Source organism: Pedobacter sp. (assembly GCF_031119335.1).
Lineage (GTDB): Bacteria > Bacteroidota > Bacteroidia > Sphingobacteriales > Sphingobacteriaceae > Pedobacter.
This window is the reverse complement of the sequence record NZ_JAVHXT010000004.1, coordinates 215,621-232,593: the sequence shown is the minus strand read 5'-3', so window position 1 is coordinate 232,593 and position 16,973 is coordinate 215,621. Positions and strand designations below refer to the sequence as shown.

Below are 16,973 nucleotides of genomic sequence, written 5' to 3'. Positions count from 1 at the left end.
AACTGACCGATAGCTGGGAGAATTCCTCTTGCTATGAACTGAAAATCCCAACTGCTCTGTCGGGATGCAAAGATACAATTTGCTGCGCAATTTTCGGGCTATTATTTTAAAAAATATTGAGGCTTTTTTGCCAATGATTATTCTATGAAGTGGTTGATTACTTTATGCAGGAAAATACATCGAAAACAACTTGTAGTTGTAGCTGTTTAGATAAGCAGTGTGTTAATTAAAAAGATATAAAATGAAAACAAAATACTTAGGACTATTGGCGTTATCTGCTTTGCTCTTTGAAGCTTGTAACAGTGCAAACAAATCAGATAAGACAGCAGATACAGTGCATACTGCCGAAACAGGAGTGGATACCTTAAATCTCCCGGCACCAGATACCACTGCTTCTAAAAATAATTTCAGTAAGGTAATTGATTGGCCAGCTAATAAAATGCCAATAGCACCAGCCGGATTTGTAGTCAGCAAGTTTGCTGATGGCATGAAAAGTCCGAGAAATATTGTAATTGCTCCCAACGGGGATGTTTTAGTGGCGCTTTCCAATTCGGAACGTAGCACGAAGGAGGCCATTGCCAACGCCATTTCTGGCAAAGCCAAATCTGAAGTTGGTGGCAAGAGCGTAAATACCATTATGTTGTTTAGGGATAGCAATCAAGATGGTAAACCAGAGCTTACTACTACTTTTCTTTCGGGGTTAAACCAACCTTACGGGATGGCTTTTATAGGTAATTCGTTTTATGTAGCTAACACCGATGGTTTGTGGATGTTTCCTTATAAATCTGGAGATACTAAAATTACAGGTGAAGGTAAGAAAATTCTAGATTTGCCAGCTGGCGGTTACAATAACCATTGGACCAGAAATCTTTTGGTAAGCAAAGCGAAGGATAAAATCTACATTTCTGTAGGTTCTGGAAGTAATGTTGGCGAGAATGGCATGGAACACGAGGTAAAGAGAGCAGCCATTTTGGAGGTAAATCCGGACGGTACCAGCGAAAGAATTTTTGCAAGCGGTTTACGTAATCCAGTAGGTATGGATTGGGCACCAACAACCAATATGTTGTGGACAGCAGTAAATGAAAGAGATGGTTTGGGAGATGAATTAGTGCCAGATTATATTACCAGCGTTAAAGAAGGCGGATTTTACGGATGGCCTTACGCTTATTTTGGTCAGCACGAAGACCCAAGGTTAAAAGGTGTAAATCCAGAATTGGTAAAGAAAACCTTAGTGCCTGATGTTGCCGTTGGTTCGCATACAGCATCTTTAGGCTTGGCATTCTATACCAACAATAAATTCCCCGCTAAATATCAAGGTGGTGCATTTATAGGACAGCATGGCTCGTGGAACAGATCAGAACTTACTGGTTATAAAGTTGCGTTTGTACCATTTAAAGATGGTAAACCAACTGGACCAATGCAAGATTTTCTAACCGGCTTTATTGCCGATGCTTCGAAAAGTGAAGTTTATGGCCGACCAGTAGGCGTAGTAGTGACATCAGATGGTGCTTTGCTAGTGGCAGATGACGTAAGTGGCGTAATTTGGCGTGTTGCAGTGAAGTAAATTTCATTAACTCATTGGTAGTTAGTCGCTTTGTGTTTGTCTGTTTTTTTATACAGTGTATATTTTATAGGGCTAAATGGCAGTCGCCCAAATTGCAAGTATGTAACAAAGACAGTGATTGTATACATTGTGCCAAATTGATAAAATTATGATAGTGTGTATTAAACACGATGTTGAGCGATTGAAGGTCATGTTAGCGTCATGAAACAAGTGTTTTTAAATTATTGGCAAAAATGTTGTAATAAAAGAAAACAATTGAAGTTAATTAGATGTTGTTGTTACAGATTGGATGATTGATACAACATTAAAATTTAATAATTGATCTAAAGCATCCTCGTAAGAGGGTATTCTTCATAAATAGTTTGTTTGGTTTATTTTCCGGTAGGGGTTGTTCCCTACCGGAATTCTTTTTTATAGGGGTTTCTCAATTCTCCTTGTCATCCAGAGTGCAGCGATGGATCTAATTTATTCATAATATATGGTCCTTTTAGCGACATGAATAGGCTCTTGACCCGTCATATTTGAAGCTTACTCTTGTGTTAATGTCAAAAGAAATCTGTGTATCCCGAAAATCGAGACAAGTAATGTGATTAAAAGAAAATACAATTTATATTTGATTAATGATTTTACTCGAAGCCGGTTTTTGGCAGCAGTTTTTACAGCAATTACATCAAACTTCGTGGTTAGAATGGTTGGGCTTTTTGAGTACCATTGCCTGTATTTACTTAGCGGCAAAAGAAAATATCTTAAACTGGCCAATATCAATCTTAAGTATAATTATTAGTGCTATTCTGTATTTTGATAGCCATCTATTCGGTGATTTTGCATTACAGTTTTACTTTCTTTTTACGGCTTTTTACGGTTGGTGGTTTTGGTTAAACAAGAAAAAGGAAGCAACAAAGCCTATTGTAAGTATTAAAGCGAAACATTGGTTAATGATATTAGTTGTGATTCTAACGCTCTCCGTTGTGTTGGGATATTTGTTAGATAGATACACACCAACCAACGTACCTTACGAAGATGGTTTTTGTACTGCTGTAAGTTTGGTTGCCCAAATTATGCTTACTAGGAAAATATTGGAAAATTGGATTTTATGGATTATTGTAGATATCTGCTATGTTCCATTATTGATCTATAAAAACCTGAACCTTTATGCGGTGCTATATGCTATTTTGGTTATCATTGCCGTAAAAGGATATTTAGATTGGAGAAGAACTTATCGTGAACAAGAGCTTCATTAAGAAAATAGCTATCGTAGGTCCAGAGAGTACTGGAAAGTCGACAATGGCTACGGCTTTGGCAAAATATTATCAAGTACCTTGGGTGCCAGAATACGCTCGTTATTATTGCGAGAAATTAACAGTACCTTGTACTTTGCAAGATGAAGTGAATATGTTTCATGGGCAGTATGCCTTAGAGCAGTCTGTACTTGCAATGACAGAAACAGATTTCATCATTTGTGATACTACTTTTTTAACGGTAAAGATTTGGAGCGATGCTTTTTTTGGAGAAACGCCACAAATTGTACTAGATGGGTTGACAACAAATCCCTATGATTTTTATGTGTTGTTAGATATTGATTTGCCTTGGCAAGATGACCCTTTAAGAGATTTTCCTAACCAACGCGAGCATTTTATGCAGGTTTGGCACAAAGAATTGAAGGCACTCGGCGCAAACTACAAAGTAGTGTCAGGATTAGGGGAAGAGCGCTTTAAAAACGCAGTGGAAGTAATCGATGAGTTTTTGTTAGGGACTATTTAGGTGTTTTCGTCATTGCGAGGCACGAAGCAATCTTCGAGGAATAAGATTGCTTCGTGCCTCGCAATGATGTGATATATAACAGAAAAGGCAGTTAACCAATTAACTGCCTTTTCTATGTTTTAAAAGTATCCTTAAATAAAGATCTTTAAGATATAATATAATATCGCTGCTAAAGCTGCCGAAACTGGAATTGTTAAAACCCAAGCCCATACCAATTTAACAGTTACTCCCCACTTTACTGCAGAGGTTCCTTTTGTTAAACCCGAACCAATAATAGATCCTGTAATGGTGTGTGTTGTACTTACTGGGATTTTTAAGTGCTCAGTAAAATATAGCGTTAAAGCACCTGCTGTTTCTGCGGTTACACCCTCAAATGGCGTTACTTTAGTAATTTTAGAACCCATGGTTTTCACGATTTTCCAACCACCGCTTAACGTTCCTACCGAGATTGCGGTATAACACGCTAGTGGAATCCAAGCAGGCATTTGTGCTGCTACATCATCGCCGCTGGCATCTTTGTAAGGTAATACAACGTGCAGCCAATCTGGCATACTCGCCATAGTAACACCTTCTTGATGTACATATACCAAAATTGCTGCTGCAATAATACCCATAACTTTTTGCGAATCGTTACCACCGTGACCTAAGCTGAAAGCTGCAGATGATAATAACTGCATTTTTCTAAGCCATTTTGTAGACTGATGATGGCTCAAGAAGCTAAAGATCAAACAGAATGAGCTAATAGTTAGGATGATAAATGCTACCAAAAACCATTTGATGTTATGCGATTCGAATACTACGCTCCAGAAATGAGACTCAAAGCGAGGTTTGTGAATCTTATCATAAGGCACCATCTGGAAGTAAACAAATACCACCGTTGCGATCATTAATGATAACGTGAAAAGTTTTGGCCAAATGCTTCTTTTTGCAGAATGTAGTAACCAAGCCGAAATGGCATAAGATACAATAGCCCCGATAAGTGGCGCTAAAACTATAAATCCAACAATAACCAGAACGCCTGTTGGCATTTCTCCAGCTTTGCCTTCTTTGTACCAGTTTACTACGTCTAAGCCGGCGTGGGCAATAGCCGCACCTGCAAAACCACCAATTAAAGTGTGTGATGAACTAGAAGGAATACCAAACCACCAGGTTAATAAGTTCCATATAATGGCGGCAATAATACCAGCTAAGATAACGGTAAGGTTAATAGACATGGTGTCGGCTGTTTTGGCAACAGTATCGGCAACGCCGAAACCAAACACCCAATAGGCCAAAAAGTTGAAAAATGCAGCCCATACTACAGCTTGGAAAGGCGAAAGTACCTTTGTAGCTACAATGGTTGCAATTGCATTAGCAGCATCATGAAATCCATTGATATAATCAAAGATTAGCGCTAAAACAATAATTAAAATCAGTATGGTCATCATGGTTTTATGCGTTTTTAACCAAGATAGATTCTAGCACATTGGCAGCATCTTCACATTTATCTGTAGCAATTTCAAGTGTTTGTAGTACTTCTTTTTGCTTAATCAGTTCAATTGCATTAGTTTCAAACTCGAATAAACGAGCGATAGCTAAGTTACAAGTGTAATCTGCTTGGTTTTCAGCGCTGTTAATTCTAACGCAAGCATCAGCAATTACTCTAATATTTTTAAAGCTTCTTAGCTCTTTAATCGCTTTCTCAAGGTCAGTACACATTTCTACAAGCAATTCTGCAAGTTTAACCATTGGCTCGCCAATGTTGGTTACATTGTATAATTCAATGTTTCCAGCAGATGCATGGATATAATCGGCAATGTCATCAATTGCGCTAGCTAGAGAGTGAATATCTTCTCTATCAAACGGTGTGATGAAGTTTTTGCTTAGTTCAATAAAAATGGTGTGGGTAATATCATCACCAACATGTTCAAGGCGTTCTACCTCTTTAATGGCTTCTTTTCTTTTTTCGATATCTTCTGCGGTAACCACAACTAAAAGTGTTTCTGCAATTTTCCTAACATTACTTCCTGCTTGCTCAAATAATGGCTGGAATTTTTTGTCTTTAGGTGTAAAGAAGCTAAATATATTGCTCATACTCGTATTTAAATATGATGCAAAAGTAAAACCGCAATGTTAAGTTAATGTTAACTTTGGTGACAATTTTACTTCAATGTTAATCCATAACAAATTGTAGATTAGTAAAATGCCTCGTACTAACCTTAAATAGCGAAATTGGGATATTATTTTTTACCGTAGCCTAACAAAGGTTCGTTACTTTTCTGCAAGGTGAAAGCAAAAGTAGTCCCAATGTTTGGCGTACTACGTACTGAGATGGTTTGTTGGTGAGCTTCTAAAATATGTTTTACAATGGCCAAACCTAAACCTGTGCCGCCTTCTTTTCTAGAACGATGTGAATCTATTCTATAAAAACGTTCGAATAAACGTGGTAAATGCTTTTCCTCAATGCCCATTCCGTCATCCGTCACTTCAATTAGATATTGGTCGTGTAATTCGAAAATCTTTACAGAGGTAGAACCATTTTCTTTGCCATATTTAATAGAGTTCTGGATAAGATTAATCATTACCTGCCTTATCTTTTCTCTATCTGCTTGTACCATAGTTGGCGCAGTGTATTTATCCTTAAAAATGAATTTAGTCTTGTTAGAGGTAGCCTTATCTTCCAAAATCTCTAATACTTCTTTAATGAGTGGCACAATATCAAAACGAACGTAGTTAATCGGAATTTCGCCGGTTTCCAGTTTAGAAATCGAATCCAAATCCTTAATCAAATAGCTCAGTCGTTCTATATTGTTTTCGGCTTTCTTTAGAAACCTCACCGCCATTTCAGGATCATCAACAATGCAATCTTGCAGCGTTTCAATATATCCTTGTATGGCAAATAGTGGCGTTTTAAACTCGTGTGAAACATTTGACAAAAATTCTCTTCTAAATTGTTCCTGCTTTTTAAGAAGCTCAATTTCCTTCTTTTTTTCGCCAGCCCATTCCTCTACTTCTTGTTGTACATCGTTTATGGGGTCTGAGCTAACATATTCGCCAAGTGCTTCTTTTAAATCCTTACCTAATTTTAAACTATGAATTTGCTTGTAAATAAGTTTGATTTTACTGTAGATATATCTTTCTAACAGGTAATAGAAAACCAAAAAGCTTGTGCCAAATGATACGCCAAAAGATATGAGCAAGTAGTACCAGCTTTGTTGAAAGTGATAATTCACCAAACCGATGGATAAGCCAACGGCTAAGGCTGTGATAAAAACCAGTACACTAAATTTCATCTATTTTGTTTTATTAATGAGCTCGTAAACGCGTTTTGTTTGCCAATAGTAGATGAGAACTAGGTACTAAGCTATCTTATTCAAGAATTGTTCGTACCTCTGTTTCATATTGCTAAATTACAGCTAATAAGTTAAGATAATGTTAAGTGCTTGCATATAAATTCAAACCACATAGGTACATAGCATACTTTGTACTGTAAGCAAGTTCCGACTAAACGAAAATTATTTTATAAATTCCAATATAAAAGCCAATCTAATATGTTTCTATGTGGTTATCACAATTTCTCAGTCAAATATTTCCAATAACGTTTAGGTACATGCTGCGTATGCAATTTTGTGTTTTTGCGGGCAACAATGTTGGTGCTTTTAAAATAATCTTTCCATAAATCAGCATACAACATCTCTTGTTCATCTAGCATGTGCTGGTTAGATTTTTTCAATAAATTAATATCGATATCCATTTCAATTTCTTCTACCGTTTCTAAATTGTAGAAAATGCCATAATGCCTTTTGATATCGTAAATGATCCATTGTTGGTCTGCATAGCGGTTTTTAAAATGGTTGACTAACAAAGGGATTACGTTGAAATCTGGGTCGATGCCACAGTAAAATAACCCGTCGGCAGTTTTTTGGAAACGGATAAAAGCTTCCATTCTATGTTTTTCTCGTTCTACTTTTCTGGCAGTTTGTGCAATATTTAAAACCTGGGCATTGCCGTAATTTTTTTCGGCACCTGCAGGATTTTGAAAAATGTAAATGCAAAAGCCAAAAATCTCTTGCTGCATTTCGGGTATTTCCGAAAGGTATGCGCAATAAACATTTCTCATCCAACGCCTGTCTAATCGTTTGGTTAAACCTTGCCAAACCCGATCTGCCTTGGTTCTGTCTGTTAAAACCTCAAAAGCTGTTGTAAACACATCTGGTTGATATTTTTGTTTGCTTACAATTGTAACTGCACCAGGTTTCCTTTCGAACCATTCAAAAACTGACGTGAGTAATCCTTCTAAGCTGCCGTCAAAAATGTAAATCATATAAGCCCCTCTAAATCTCCCCCAAGGGGAGACTTCTTCTGTACGCCTAATTTAGGCTTGAGAATAATTAAATTAAGAATATTTATTTTGAACGTTAAGACGCTGCACATTAGTTTTTCGGTTTATTTCCCCTCCTTTGGATAGCCTGTTCCGTTTGTACGGAAGGTTAGGGGAGGCTTAAAACAATAATAACTGATTATTTGCCGTCTTTAAATATTTGCTCTGGCTTTCCGCTAAAATGAACCCTTTAATTTCGTGGCTCTGAAAATCTTTTAGTTGATAAGGGCTGTCGGCGCAGGTAATAAAATGCTTAGCTCGGTTGTATGCGATTCCAATTTTTTTTAACTGATGGATATATAACCTCCCAAATTTGCGTGCTTGTACAATTTTCTGAGCCGAACCAACACCAATTCCCGGTACCCGTAAAATCATTTGATAATCAGCAGTATTTATGTCGATAGGGAAGTGGTGCATGTTGCGTAGTGCCCAACTTAGTTTCGGGTCAATATCTGTATCTAAATGTGGATTGGCGTCATTAAGCAATTCCCGAACATCGAAGCCATAGAAGCGCATTAGCCAATCGGTTTGGTAAAGTCTGTTCTCTCGTAACAAAGGCGGTTGCGTGCCCAAAACTGGCATCCTGCTATCATTACTTATTGGGATATAGCCCGAGTAATAAACCCTTTTTAGCGAAAAACTTTTGTAGAAATTAGCTGCGGTATACATAATTTCCTTATCAGTTTCGGGTGTGGCACCAATTACCATCTGTGTGCTTTGTCCTGCAGGAACGAACTTGGGGACACTTTTAATCAGTTTCTTTTCTTCCTTAAACTGGATAATCTGATTTTTTACAAAGCCCAATGGTTTAATCACATCTTTATGGCTTTTTTCGGGAGCTAGCAACTTCAATCCCGTTTCGGTAGGCATCTCTAGGTTAATGCTCATCCTATCGGCATAAAGTCCTGCTTCTGTTATCAGCTCGTCACTTGCGCCAGGAATTGTTTTTAAATGGATGTAACCATTGTAGTTTTCTTCCAATCGCAGTTTTTTTACTACTCTAAGCAGGCGCTCCATCGTAAAATCTGCATTTTTGAAGATACCTGAGCTCAAGAACAAGCCTTCGATATAGTTTCTACGATAGAAATTCATGGTCAGTTCAACCACTTCGTCTACCGTAAAAGCAGCACGTTCTATATCGTTACTTCTACGAGAAACACAATAGGCACAATCGAAAATACAATGGTTAGTTAATAAGATCTTTAGTAGCGAAACACATCGTCCATCTTCTGTATAGGTGTGGCAAATGCCAGATTGATGCCCATTTCCAACTCCCTTATTCGTATTTTTTCTATCGCTGCCACTCGATGAACATGAAACATCGTACTTAGCGGCATCTGCTAGGATATTTAGCTTTTCTCTTAATCTTTCTGACATAGCTTAGCTATTTTGCTAACAAATATAGCAAAATAGCTAAGTTTTTTAGTTTATTTTTTAATGAAGGTTTGATTGCCAGTTTCTGTTTTTAAGACATAGGCTCCAGATTTTAGTTCACTGATATTAACACGTTGATTTTCGGTATTTGGTGCTATCTCTATTTTTTTAATTAATTTGCCATCAGTTGAATAGATACCAAATGTACGTTTTTGAGTAGCCTTAATGAAACCGATATTGATGTAATCTTGCGCAGGGTTTGGAAATAAATTAATGCTAGCCAGACCTTTTATAGTGATATTCGCTATTTCACTATATTTTTTAGTGCCATCCAGATCGGTTATTTTTAGCCTGTAGTAATAAGTGCCAGGTAATAAATCTATATCTTGTGATTGGTAATTGCCTTCGGCGGTAACATTTCTAGGCTGAATAGTTTTTAGAGCTTCAAAATTGTTGCCATTAGTGCTGCGTTCCAAAGTAAAATCCTTAATATTCACTTCATTTTTGGTTTTCCATTTAAAGGTAGCCGTGTTGGTACGGACTGTTGCTTGGAATGATAGCAAATCTAATGGTAGTACTGGGTCGAAAGGAGAGAAAGCTACACTTCTGAAAACATAATTGGCACCGGCGCTTGCTAAGGTGGTTTGGGTAATTGATGCACTGTTGAATGTAGTGCGAGTATTGGCATCTACAATAGCAACTAAATCATTATTCTCTCCAAAGTTGCTCACACAAAATAATTCTACTTCACCATTATTGTTTTTTCTGGCGGTTAGGCCATAAAAGGGCACAGTGCTGGTGTATTTCCCAACGTAATCCCAGTTGGAGGTAGCGGTATTATAAGCCATTTTAACAATTCCCGGTGAGGCAACTGTCTGATCAACAATATATAAAACGTCATTGCCATCAATAGTGTTGTTAATGGTATTATCTATATCTAGCAGTGCAAAACCGTAGGCACTTTGAATGGTACTCGTTGAGGTGCCGGGTAAAGCCATTCCGTTATTTGTGGTGTTATTGGTTTGCGGTGTGCCAAAATTTAAAATTGTTGCAGGGTTGGTAGCACTTGCGCTGTATAGTTGGTTGCCAATTACGCCAATGTACCTTGAACCTGTAGTGGTAAACCTAGAAGTTCCAGTAGCCCCCCAGGCAACATAAGCGGTTCCTTGGTTGGTAGTAAACCATAAGGCACTTCCATCTATACTGGTAGTAGCTCTAATAAAACCTCCAAAGAAATTCCCATTTATTGTAAACAAGTCAACATTTCCTATCCCGTTAATTCTGGCGAAACTTTTATTATCTGGCCCCGTATCACTGTCAAAAAGAGCAACATCGGCCCCTCCAATTACAATGTATTTGCCATCGGCAGATAGCGAAATGCCTCCTTCATTTGAGCCTGCCGCTGGATTGCCATTGATTAATAGCCTTTGCCCTGTAGTAGTAGAGGGGATAGCCACGGTATTTGTTACAACTTTAGTAGATGGATTTATTTCTACCAGTGATACAGGTAATGCACCTGTGGTAAGTGGGTTAATGCCATTTCCCAATCTGGCTACCACTATATGGTCTTTTGTGAAATTTTGAGCCTTAACTGCCAAAGCAGCTATAACTAAAAAAATAAGGGGAAAATTTTTTTTCATATTGGATTATTTGGTTAAAAATATTTGATTAGAGAGCGTCAATTTATGTTGGATTTTATCTTTTAATTTCAGTGTTCGGTTTATACTCGGCATACCATTTCCCAAGATTGGTTAAATTGCCATTGGCATCAACCAAAGCAGAGGGCCAAAGACGGGCACTGGTAGGCGACCCCGAAAACCAGGAATAGCGGTGTACAAAATCTAAAGCTTCTAGTTTTGGTAGCAGCCTTTGCATAAAAGCTAATACCATTTCTGGAGTATATGGATTTTCGGCCATTGTTGTTGCCCTATCGTGTACAGTAGCAAATTCTGTAATCCAAATTGGCTTGTGATACTTGTCGTAAAGGTCTTGTAAAACTTTAACGAAATGATTTTCATCTGTACCAACATACATGTGTACGCAAATAAAATCCACACGCTTACCTTGGGCAATTGCTTGGTCCATGAAGTTGTAAATCCAGGCATTGGTTGGCCAGGATGCCGCTGGACTGCCCAAAGGCAATCCAATGCTTTCTAATTGAGGCCAAAGATCCAACGCTTCTTGTACGGTCATATTGGCTTGGTCGGTTAAATCAGGTTCGTTAAAACCTAAAATATACCTTGCCCTTCCTTGCGTTTTAAATGATTTAGCTTGGGCAATATTAGCTTCGGTTACTGATGATTTGCCCCAGAACATAGGTACAAATTCAGCATTTTGAGGCGCCAGTTCAAAAGGAATGCTGAGCCCCCAAGTATAAAACCAATGGCTTTGTAGGTTGATGGTATTGCCCCACCAAGTGCCATGTCTTTGAGTGGTGCTAAAATCAGCTCCTTTTTTACCTTTGGCCTCGTATTGTACGATAGTTGTTTTCTTTGGTTCGTATTCGTTGCTTTTTGCACAGCCAAGAAACAATGCGCCCAAAGCCAGTAAAAATTTTAAATTTTTCATCCGTATACAATTGTTTATATTGATATTAATAAGTTCCGTTATAGCCTACATTTCTAAGGGCGGGATAACCATCGGTTCCCATTCTCCAGATAGAGAAATTAAAGCCTAACGTAGTTTCAAAAAAAGCTTGGTTGGTTGATGGTGCTGTTGCTCCATCAAGCCCGTCTGCATTTTCTACAAAAGCCACATCCCTAACAGGGATTACAATGCCTGATCCCACATAATTCTTTTTATTTGCTCCAGTTCCATTAGCGGCAGTTCCCGATATACGAAATACATTATTTCCGTTAGGAAGGGTGTTAGAACCTTCGATAGATGTATTTACGATGAAAGAGTTGGCGGTATAACCATTGTTTTGGTAGGTGCTGGCAATGCCCCCAACAGGAAGTGCGGCCGTAGAAATAGTGGCCCTAAAAGTGGCGTTTTTAACGATGCAGTTTTCTAATCTAACTTTGTTGGTACCTGCTATGCCACCAATATTTCCTGTTGCTGGTGTACCTGTAGCCCTAATGGTTGGTGTAGTTTGATTAGCTCCTGTGCCTTCAACCAGACAGTTGGTAATGGTTGAGCCTACACCGGCAATGCCTCCAACAGAGAAACCACATGAAATAGTTCCGTCGAATAAACATTGATCGATAGGTACAATGCCCGCATTTTGATCGGCACCAAAAATGCCACCAACACCATTTACAGTCGTTGCTACTGCTGTGGTAGCCGAAATGTTTACTGACGAACGGCAATTTTTTATGATACCACCGCCCACGTTAGCTCCTTCGGCTCTGCCCAGAATACCGGCAATTCTGTTTTTTGAAGCACTAATTTCTATACTGCCAGCTGCTGTAGAAAATGAAATTTCGGCTATGCCACTGGCATTAGTTGTTAACCTGCCCACCAAGCCTCCTACCATTCCACACGAAGCTTTGATGGTTAGGTTGGTGGTAACTTGGGTAACCTTACCTGCGGCAGAGAGGTCGCCAACAACACCTCCCAATACATCTCCAGTATTGGTAGACGTTAGGTCGCCTGTAATTTTTACATTTTGTATGGTGCCACCAATTAACCTGCCAGCCAAAGTGCCAAATGCGGCACTGGTAGTACAATTAACATTGAGTAATTGCAGATTTTTCACGGTGCCGCTTAGGCTAGAGAAAAAGCCTTCGTTGGCAGTGATAGAGTTAATGTTTAGGTTGCCTACTTTGTGTCCGTTGCCATCTAATGAGCCAGAAAAACTAGCAATTGGAGTCCAAGTTCGGTTAAGGTTAAAATCGGCTATGATTTTATAATGTTTATCAGTTCCGGTAGCCATTGCTATTAGGCCTTCTTCTGAGGATATTAGATAAGGGTTGGCCGCAGAACCATCTCCGCCATCAAAAGCAGAACCTTCTTGTTTGGCATAAACTTTTACCGTTTTATTAAGTGCCACATTTCCTTTTTTAAGTGCCAATACCACATCTCCGGAAATAAAACCAGAAGAAGGTGTAAAGGTTACTCTTTGCTGCCCCGAAACTGGTACTGCCGTTAGGTTGCTAGCGCTGGTTTTTACTTCTATTGTGCCATCTGTTGGATTAAATGCAAAATTGCTGGCAGTAGGAGTAGTTATCCCATACACATTTGCAGGGAAATTATTGGCAGTACTAACAATTACATTATTGGCTTGAACAGCTCCACTATTGGTGTTTGCAGCATAATTCGCTGCAAAATTATCGGCATTTACAGTTAATGCATTTACATCATTGTTAGAAACCGTTCCAAAGTTATTGGCGGTAATTCCAGCAACATATTGTTTTCCGGTAACAGTACCAGAAATTTTGATATGGTCAATCACTCCACGGTTGGTTACAGCGATTGTAGCCACATTGTTTTGTGCGGTAATGGCCACGGTTGTTAACTCTAAGTTTTTGATTGTTGCAGTGGTGGCCAGTTCAGTAAACATAGCTTTGTTATCTGTTTGTGGCGAGTTAATTACAATGCCAGATATTTTTTTGTTATCGCCATCTAAAGACCCCGTAAAGCTGCCCGCAATTGTGATAAATGTACCACCTGTAATATCATTGGCTAATTTGTAATGGCTTGATAAGGCATGTCGAACTCTATTGAACCTGCCAAAATCTATTATTTCGTAAGGTTTGGCAGAGGTTCCGTCACCATTAGAAAAAGCAGTAACTTTTATAGTTTTTGTGGTCTGCGGAACTTGTAAAAAGCTAGCTTTGATGATCACATCGCCGGCTACAAATTCATCTGAAGCAACCAATTTCAAACGACGCTTATCCGAGTCGATATTTTCAATGCTTACTGTTAATCCTGTTGGAGCTATAATCTCAAAAGCTATAGATCTTGGATACACGGTAAATTCTCTAGAAACTTCGTTAACGGCATTGTAGAAAACATCCTCTGATAAGTCTAAAGTGATACTGGTTACATTTGGTTTGTCTACAAAAAACTTAGTGCTACAAACATGCGTCTGCCCATCTATCTTAATTTTTAAAATTAAAATAAACGTACCTTCATATTTTGGTGTACCTTTTACCGGTATCTCAACTAATGTTCCTATTAATTTTATTCTGGTTTCATCAATATAAATACCGTTTACTTCTTCGGCACTTATAATGGCCTCCGCATTTTGTGGTGGATTTACAAAAACCAAATTGAATTTGTTGGTTTGTGTCAGTGGGAGGTTTTCAACTACGTTGCCATTCAGTCTAGATTTTTCACTAAAAACCTGAAAACGGCCATTGGATACGTTATAAAACCTATCTTCGTCCTTTTTGCAACTGCCAATCAGTATCACCAACAGAAGTAGGGGAATAATGATTTTTTTTATAAAATATAAACTTTTCATAAAGCTAAATTTTTATTGATTAAGGTCTTATGTAACCTTTTCTAATTAATGTATATTGATCTCTCCATAAAGCGTTGGCTCTGGATTGGGGAGCACTCTCGTAGTGGGTAACTATCATCTCATTTTCAGTTATGGAGTTAATTTCGTACTCGATAACTGTTGAAACTCCCCGGTAGAAGAAGAAAAATGCACCTCCTTTTAGTTGTAGGTAATGCTTGCCATTCCTGATCTCCATTTCCCAATGCTGGGTAGCATCTCTAGGTGTATAGTTGATCATTAAATCACCACCATCGGCAGCGAATATGCTTGCCGTACCCCATAAATTATTTAGTTCCTTAAACCTAAACTGGGTTACGCCATCAATGGTACCGCCGTGGCAATAAGAAGAGCCATTGTTTTTGTACAGGCATTCCTTGTTGGCGAGTTTAAAAGTCATTTCATCGTCGTAAACTCCCTTGTTTGTTTTTGTCAATCGGTTCCATGGTGTGGTAGAGCCGTTGTTGATCAGCTTTACGTGCCCATCCAACAACGAATCCAATACCCAGGTTTTCCCGTTCACTGCATTTGGTCCACCAGTTAATTGGGCATAAACAGGATCTAGATCCAAGTTGTCATTTTTAAAAGAAACCTGTACAGCCTTTTCAACGATTTTGATGCCGTTAAAAACAGCTAGTGTCACATTGTAGTTGCCTTTGAAAGGGTATTTTCCGATAACGGTATCGCCCACGGCTTCTTCTCCATTACCAAGGTTCCATTTGGCTTTTGCTGTATTGCCAATTTGACCGTTAATGAAACGGTAAACATTTTGGGTTTCGGTTTCCTGGATGATAATATTGATATCGCCCTCGGCAATGGGATCCTCTAGTGTGAGGTTTTTTTTGCAAGCCATAAGGGCTAAAAGCAAAAGTGTGATTAAACTTAAATTCTTCATCATATAAAAGTTTTTAATAGCCCTTGTTTTGTGTCAATACATATTTTGTATTGATGATTTCTTCTTGAGGGATAGGGAATAAGCCATCTGCTGCCATATTGAATTTGCTGATGAATGGTTCGCCCCGGTTGATGTCGATTTTTGACTGTGCATAATCCATTCCTCTGCGCATCAAATCCCAGTACCTCATGCCTTCTAGTGCCAATTCCAACTCTCTTTCGCGGTAAATTAAATCGAATGTAACTGTAGGAGGAACGTAACTTGCTACGTGTGCCCTTTTGGTTACTTTTTCGAAATAAGACTGAGCTTTTGCCTGTGTGCCGCCATGCTGCAATTGTAGCTCGGCAGCCATAAGTAGTACATCGGCAAAACGGATGGAAACAAAGTGGTTTGGAAAATTTAACCTAAAATCGCCTCTGGAAGCTTGGTTTGTTTTTAGTGCCAGCCATTTTTTCGGAAAGATGTCGCTATTTTGATAACCTGCGGTAAACGAAACCGATTGTGACCTAGGTAAAAAGAAGGTTGCATCTTTCCTTAGATCGTCATTTGGAAATGAATTATAAAACTCAACATCAATAGGAGCGAAGGACCAGCCCGGTGAATAAGGCGAGGCCGAATTTGGATCTCTCATTGACCAAAGCATTAGAGCCAGGTTTCCGTTGGCTTCTTCTCTATAACTGAAATTACCACTACTTGCTTTTGACGAATACTGGATTTCGAAAACAGCTTCTTTGTTATTATGGTTAAACGGTGCTTCGCTGATAAAAACATCCGAAAATTTGGTCAGCAAATCGTGGCCGCTATTGTTAATCAGTTCTTCCGAGATATTTAATATTTGCTGCGAAGTAATATTTGGCATTTGCGTTTTCTTGTAATAACCGGTGTAGTATAACCAAACACGCATCAATAAGCCCCTCGCTGCATCAGCACTTACCCTACCATATTCATCAGGTGGCAAACTCCTGTATCTTGGCAGTACGTTAATCGCAGCAGTTAAATCATCGCCAATTTGTTTGTAAACATCTTCAGGTGTAGCTTGTTTTTGATTGTATTCTGAAGGCGCTAGTACTTTTAAAATTAAAGGTACATTGCCAAAAAGTCGTACTAAATCAAAATAATAATAAGCCCGTAGAAACTTGGCTTCGGCGGCATACCTTTCTCTTACCGTTTCGTCATCAAAAGCGGCTGCGGGTAATTTTTCCAACAAGATGTTGGTTCTATAAATGCCTGTATAATATTTATACCAAAATGCTCTTGGTGTTAGGTCGTCGGTGCGCATTACGCCTCTATCTACCCTTTGTAAAGATGGTAAATCTGTTGCCGATGCTCCGCCAGTGAAACATTTGTCGCCAAGCACCTCGCTAATGAGCTGGAAAGGTGCATTCTGATTTTGTGGTGCATCCCAAAGCAGTACGTTATAAGCAGCTGCAAGACCCTGTAGACAGTCTTTTTGGTCACGGTAAAAGTTAGATTCCGTATCAGAAGTAATCGGTTCTAAATCTATTTTTTTATTGCAAGCCCCCAAGCTTATAGCGAGTAAGAGCAATGCTAGTTTAATATATTGATATCTCATGAC

The 16,973-nt window shown here is 38.7% G+C and carries 13 protein-coding genes; 3 read left to right on the top strand and 10 right to left on the bottom strand.

The window, feature by feature from the left end:
* Nucleotides 1-241: 241 nt before the first annotated feature.
* The 3 genes from REI64_RS06530 (at nucleotide 242) to REI64_RS06520 (ending at nucleotide 3,325) form a co-directional block, all read left to right on the top strand.
* On the top strand, nucleotides 242-1,564 hold the full coding sequence (locus REI64_RS06530; RefSeq protein WP_308849304.1) for a sorbosone dehydrogenase family protein: 1,323 nt from the start codon (nucleotides 242-244) through the stop codon (nucleotides 1,562-1,564).
* A gap of 620 nt (nucleotides 1,565-2,184) precedes the next feature.
* Complete coding sequence (pnuC, locus tag REI64_RS06525) at nucleotides 2,185-2,805, top strand: nicotinamide riboside transporter PnuC (RefSeq protein ID WP_308849303.1); 621 nt, start codon at nucleotides 2,185-2,187, stop codon at nucleotides 2,803-2,805.
* The gene (locus REI64_RS06520) at nucleotides 2,786-3,325 is read left to right on the top strand and encodes an ATP-binding protein (protein ID WP_308849302.1); all 540 of its coding nucleotides are present in this window, start codon (nucleotides 2,786-2,788) and stop codon (nucleotides 3,323-3,325) included. The genes pnuC and REI64_RS06520 overlap by 20 nt, the downstream gene beginning before the upstream one ends.
* Before the next feature lie 131 nt (nucleotides 3,326-3,456).
* On the opposite strand, the gene REI64_RS06515 is transcribed toward REI64_RS06520, so the two are convergent.
* The 10 genes from REI64_RS06515 to REI64_RS06470 all read right to left on the bottom strand — a co-directional run bounded on the left by REI64_RS06515 (nucleotide 3,457) and on the right by REI64_RS06470 (nucleotide 16,970).
* On the bottom strand, nucleotides 3,457-4,752 hold the full coding sequence (locus REI64_RS06515) for an anion permease (protein WP_375141992.1): 1,296 nt from the start codon (nucleotides 4,750-4,752) through the stop codon (nucleotides 3,457-3,459).
* A 4-nt stretch (nucleotides 4,753-4,756) separates the two neighbouring features.
* The gene (locus REI64_RS06510; RefSeq protein WP_308849301.1) at nucleotides 4,757-5,398 is read right to left on the bottom strand and encodes a DUF47 family protein; all 642 of its coding nucleotides are present in this window, start codon (nucleotides 5,396-5,398) and stop codon (nucleotides 4,757-4,759) included.
* 146 nt (nucleotides 5,399-5,544) lie between these two features.
* Complete coding sequence (locus REI64_RS06505; RefSeq protein ID WP_308849300.1) at nucleotides 5,545-6,597, bottom strand: ATP-binding protein; 1,053 nt, start codon at nucleotides 6,595-6,597, stop codon at nucleotides 5,545-5,547.
* 275 nt (nucleotides 6,598-6,872) lie between these two features.
* Complete coding sequence (locus REI64_RS06500) at nucleotides 6,873-7,628, bottom strand: TIGR03915 family putative DNA repair protein (protein WP_308849299.1); 756 nt, start codon at nucleotides 7,626-7,628, stop codon at nucleotides 6,873-6,875.
* Nucleotides 7,629-7,805: 177 nt separating this feature from the next.
* Nucleotides 7,806-9,062 carry a putative DNA modification/repair radical SAM protein gene (locus REI64_RS06495; protein ID WP_308849298.1) on the bottom strand — a complete coding sequence of 419 codons (1,257 nt, stop codon included), beginning with the start codon at nucleotides 9,060-9,062 and terminating at the stop codon, nucleotides 7,806-7,808.
* A gap of 50 nt (nucleotides 9,063-9,112) precedes the next feature.
* Nucleotides 9,113-10,699 carry a T9SS type A sorting domain-containing protein gene (locus REI64_RS06490; protein WP_308849297.1) on the bottom strand — a complete coding sequence of 529 codons (1,587 nt, stop codon included), beginning with the start codon at nucleotides 10,697-10,699 and terminating at the stop codon, nucleotides 9,113-9,115.
* Between the two features lie 55 nt (nucleotides 10,700-10,754).
* Complete coding sequence (locus REI64_RS06485) at nucleotides 10,755-11,627, bottom strand: glycosyl hydrolase (RefSeq protein WP_308849296.1); 873 nt, start codon at nucleotides 11,625-11,627, stop codon at nucleotides 10,755-10,757.
* Between the two features lie 25 nt (nucleotides 11,628-11,652).
* Entirely contained in the window at nucleotides 11,653-14,466 is a 2,814-nt protein-coding gene (locus tag REI64_RS06480) for a hypothetical protein (protein WP_308849295.1), read from the bottom strand.
* Nucleotides 14,467-14,485: 19 nt separating this feature from the next.
* The gene (locus REI64_RS06475) at nucleotides 14,486-15,400 is read right to left on the bottom strand and encodes a hypothetical protein (protein WP_308849294.1); all 915 of its coding nucleotides are present in this window, start codon (nucleotides 15,398-15,400) and stop codon (nucleotides 14,486-14,488) included.
* A gap of 10 nt (nucleotides 15,401-15,410) precedes the next feature.
* Nucleotides 15,411-16,970, bottom strand: coding sequence for a RagB/SusD family nutrient uptake outer membrane protein (locus tag REI64_RS06470; protein ID WP_308849293.1), 1,560 nt, complete (start codon nucleotides 16,968-16,970; stop codon nucleotides 15,411-15,413).
* Nucleotides 16,971-16,973: the final 3 nt, after the last annotated feature.